Origin of the sequence: Kitasatospora sp. MBT63, from assembly GCF_000710465.2 — a bacterium.
Lineage (GTDB): Bacteria > Actinomycetota > Actinomycetes > Streptomycetales > Streptomycetaceae > Kitasatospora.
The window spans coordinates 1-4,533 of sequence record NZ_JAIZ01000579.1 but is presented as its reverse complement, the minus strand read 5'-3'; the positions used below and the strand labels follow the sequence as shown (position 1 = coordinate 4,533).

Below are 4,533 nucleotides of genomic sequence, written 5' to 3'. Positions count from 1 at the left end.
GCCGGGCCACCGCGATGACGACCTCCCCGATCTCCTCGGGGACCTGCGGGTTCTCCGGTGAGGCCTTGAGAGGGCTCGGGGTGGTGGTGATCTGGTAGGTCAGCAGCGGATCGTCGGCGGCGGCATCGGTGTTCCGGGTCTGGATCACGACGGACACGGGGCTCTCCTTCGGATTCGTGGGCCGCGCCGCCCCGTTCCCGGGACGGCGCGCGGCGCAGTGGCGTCAGTGCTCGGCGCGGCTGTGCGCGACGGCGTCGTCCAGGGTGAGGAAGCCGGAGCGGATCTCGGGTTCGGCGAGCGGGAGGTCGTACTGGTCCTGGGTGAGGATCGGCAGCTTCTGCCAGTCGCCGCCACGGTTCTCGGACCAGGTCCAGGTGCCGAGGACGCCGGCCGGGGCCGGCATCAGGACGGTCTCCTCGCTCTCGCCCTGCGGGCCGCGAAGCGCCGTGGTGGCGGCCAGCAGCGGGCCGGTGCGGAAGTTGACGGACATGCGGGCGATCGCTTGGTCGGTGAACTCCTGCGGGACGAAGACCCGCTTCGTGGCGAGGATGTCGGTGGTGGCGTGCACGGCCGCCCGGGGGTCCAGCAGTACGGTGGCGACCGCGGTGCTGTGGTCGCCGAAGTCCAGCTCCAGGCTGGGCAGGTCGCCGATCGGCCGCAGGTAGTCGCCTCCCCCCGCGGCCGGGTCGACGACCGTCTCGAAGTGCTCGTAGTCGTCGTCGAGGACGTACCCGACCAGGCCGTCGTCGCTCTGCTGCGCCTCGCCGAGGCGGATCGCCCAGGGGTAGGTGGGAAGTCGGGAGGGGGACGGCTCGAAGAGGTTCTGCCAGCTGACGTCGGCGCGCAGCGGGCCGCGCAGGTTCATGGTGAGGCGGGTACGGACCAGGGCCAGCGGGCGGCCGAGGAGGAAACCGAGTCCGGGGTCGGCCGGGCCGTCCGGGTCGATGGTCTGCAGGGCGCGGTCGACGGTGGCGCGGAAGGCGTCGAAGGTCTGCGGGCCGCGGGCCTTCACCGCGTTGAGCAGCCGGTACGGGTGGGGTGCCAGCGCCTCCAGCTGTTCGAACCGGGTCACCTCGGAGCCGGGCAGGGCGGACCAGGACACCTCCCGCGTGCCGCCGGCGTTCAGGGTGACCCGGAGTTCGCCGAGTGCGGCTCCCTCCGGGGCGTACACGACGAGCGACTGGTCGAGGCGGTTGTGCAGCAGCCAGGCGCAGACGGGGTTGGTGCCGGGGGTGAGGTCGGTGTCCTCGTCGGTGGTGGCGGCGAGGAAGTCGAAGCCCAGCCGGGCCGGCTGGAGCAGGCGTGGGCCGAGTTCGACCAGGCGGTCGGAGTCGTAGTCGCTGACGGGGTGGGCCGGGCGCATGGTGTCGGGCATCTCGGGCGCGAAGTGCGCCGGGTTGGTGATGAGGTTGACGGAGCGTCCGAAGCGGTCGACGACGGCCAGGTCGAGGAAGGCGAGCTGTCCGGCGCGCAGTTCCTGGAAGGCGGAGACGGGGTCCGGGTCCCAGTCGCTGGCCTTGAGGGGGCCGGGGTCCGGCGGGGGGTAGTCGCCGTTGCCGATGAGGTCGGCGAGGTCGCCTGCGGGCTGGAGGCCGGCCAGGGGTTGGCGTTGGGCGAGGGCGGCGCCGAAGCCGTCGAGGGTCTGGGAGAGGTAGTCCGCCCCGCGGGCCTGGGACCGGACCTGCCGGACGGCGTCGGTGGGCAGCTGGTCGCGCACGCGGGCGTAGCTCTGCAGGGTGCCGTCGACGATGTGGCCGGCGCTGGGGGCGAGGGTCTGACGGCCGGAGACGACCAGCGGGGTACCGGGCTCTCCGGTGCCCTTCCAGCGGTAGCGGGAGCCGTCGATGAACTCCCAGTGCGCCGTGTCGCCGTCGCGCATCGGCAGCGGGAAGTACTCGGCCTTCCAGAGCAGGTACAGCGGCTGCCAGGGCATGGTCCAGGGGGCGGTGCCGTACTCGGGCAGGGTGCCGGTGACATCGCGGATCGCGCCGGTCTTCAGGGCGCGGTCGAGGATGAGGAACTCGGTGAGCAGTGCGGGGAAGCTCGCCGGCTGCTGCCCGGTGAGGTCGAGCTGGGCGGCGACGGCGGCGACGTCGATGGTGCTGATGCCGGAGGCGCGGGTGACGACCCGTTCGGGGGTGCGGCAGGGCAGGGCGGTGTCGCGGGTGAGCGGGGCGTGGAGGTTGGCGCCCTCCAGGGTGAGGACGGGGTCGGCGCTGTACTCGAAGTCCTCGGCGGGCACCCGGATCAGGCGGCGGGCGGCGCGGGCGCCGTAGGCCGGGTAAAGGGCGTCGATGCGGGCGGCGAGGTCGGCTTCGCTCTTGCCCCAGGGCAGTTCGGCGCGCTGCCGGGCCACTTCGCGGGCGAGGGCGACGACCCGGCCGGCGGCGCCGTCCGCGTTGCCGGGGTCGAGTTCGTCGTCGATGCGGCCGGTGAACTCGTCGGACTTCTTCTGCAGGTGGTCGAGCCACCACAGGTGGTAGAGGTGTTCGCGGGCGGTGTCGAGTTCGGCTTCGGTGGTGTCGTGGGCGGCTTGGCGGCGGTTGAGGTCGGCGACGGTCTCGGCCTCCGCGGCGCGGGCCGCGCCGGAGATGCTGCGGCCGGTCTCCTCGCCTCGTTCGCCGATGAACCAGCGGTACCCGCCGGCCACCGGGCCGAAGGCGCTGTCGTGGGCGCGGCGGTCGGTGAGGATGTCGGCCTCGGGCCGGTCGCGCTCCTCCAGGGCGTCGATGCCGCCGAGCAGGAACGCCCGGAACAGCTCGGCCTCGTCGGTGGACAGGGCGCCCTGGCCGTCGGAGCGGGCGCCGAGTTCGGCGACGGCCTCGGCGATGCTGTTGGACACGATCGCGGTGACCTCGGCCGGCTTCGGGCAGGGCGATTCGGGGACGGGTCCGTTCAGGTCCCAGTCCAGGCCGAGCGCGGTCCCGGTGTGGACGGAGGTGCGGATGCCGCTGCCGGAGCCGACGGGCGGTGTCCACTGCAGGCGCTCCAGCAGTGCGGCGAGGTCCTCGGTGCCGGCCAGGATGTCGCTGCCGGGGTCCGCGTACCAGCCGGCGACGAAGTAGCTGAGCCGCTCGCGCGCCGGCAGTTCGGCCCCGGGGGTGTCGAGGAGGGTGTCGTGGAGGGAGAAGACGTTGCTGTTGTAGGGCTGGAACACCGAGAAGGTCGGCAGCCCGGGGCCGATCGCGGTGAGGAACGGTGCGTGGGCGTCGGCCGGTTCCTGCCAGGGGCCGGTGAGGTGGTGGCACTTGCCGATCAGGGTCGCGACGGGTTCTTCGCCGTCGGGGCCGGGGACGAAGTCGGGGTTCTGGAAGGAGACGGTGCCGTCCATGGGGTCGAGGTAGTCGCTCTCGACGATCCAGGCCTTGAGCTTGCGGGTGCTGTCGGCGTGGCGGACGACCAGCCACCGGTTGGGCACCAGGGGGAAGCCGCCGATGCCCTCCTCCTCGTCGTGGCTGCCGCGGGTGAGGGCGGCGGGCAGCTCCCACTGGAGGTAGACGCCGAGGCGGTCCTCCCGGCCGGTCCACTCCTCGGGGCTGGAGAACGGGGTGGGCTCGGGGGCGACGCCGTCGCCGATGTCCTTGTAGTTGGTGATCCAGCGGTGGAACACGTGCGGGGTGCCGGTGTCGCGGGTCTGCCGGTTCACGGCGAGGGCCGCGACCTCGACCGGCACGATGAGGGTGTTGTCCACGGACATGGCCCGGGTCCTTTCGTCGGTGCGGGGGCGGGCGGGGCTCAGGGCCGGGAGAAGGTCTGTGCCTGCGGCGCGTTGATCATCTGCAGGGCGAACTGTGCGGAGGAGATCCGGGGCACCCCGTGCGCCTGGGACAGCGCGGGCAGCAGCGCGTCGCCGGTGCCGTCGACGTTGAGGACGTCCCGGCCCCCGGGGCGCAGGAAGCGGGCGAAGCCGGCCGGTTGCGGGAACTCGCCCTTGGGGTGGCCGATCCGGTCCCCGGTGATCTCGCGGAGCTCGATGGTTCCGACGTCGCCGATGCCGAAGCACAGGCCGCGCGGCGGTTCGGCGAGCTCGAAGCGGTCGATCACCTCCGGGTAGAGCAGCAGGCGGGTCTCCAGGCCGAACACCGCGTCGCGGACGGGCTCGACGGCGCCGGTGCCCTGATAGGCGGCGACGATGGTGTTGGGCCAGTTCGGGACCAGACTGGAGTTGATCAGCACCGCGCACTTCGGGACCGGCCCGCCGCCGGTGGCGAGCGCGTTGAGGTCGGCGTCCAGGGTGTGGCCGACGCCGACGCTCAGTGCGCCGTCGACGGCCGCGCGCACCCAGCCGGGGTCGAGGTGGGCGAAGCGGATGCTCTCCGCGGGCAGGGCGCGGGGGTCGGGGACCAGGTGGGACAGGCTGAGCAGTTCCAGGCGGCGCAGCGCGTCCAGCCAGGCGGTGACCTTCGCGAACTCGTCGGGGGCGGCCTGGGTGAGCAGCGCGGCGACGCCCGGTTGGGCGAGGACGGCGCGCGCGTCGCCGATGCTGCGGCGGGTGCGGGCGGCCGTCCGGGCCGCGGTGCGGCGGCGGCCGGC

At 73.4% G+C, this 4,533-nt stretch carries 1 protein-coding gene and 1 pseudogene; both read right to left on the bottom strand.

The window, feature by feature from the left end:
• Positions 1 to 223: 223 nt before the first annotated feature.
• A complete protein-coding gene (locus AA75_RS52575; RefSeq protein WP_233289264.1) occupies positions 224 to 3,697 on the bottom strand; it encodes a hypothetical protein in 3,474 nt (1,157 codons plus the stop codon).
• Between the two features lie 38 nt (positions 3,698 to 3,735).
• A pseudogene (locus tag AA75_RS30415) lies at positions 3,736 to 4,533 on the bottom strand (hypothetical protein); the annotation flags it as partial.

Bases quoted from the DNA above. Each gene is read 5' to 3' on its own strand.
- AA75_RS52575 (WP_233289264.1), bottom strand. From the start codon at position 3,697: ATGTCCGTGGACAACACCCTCATCGTGCCGGTCGAGGTCGCGGCCCTC.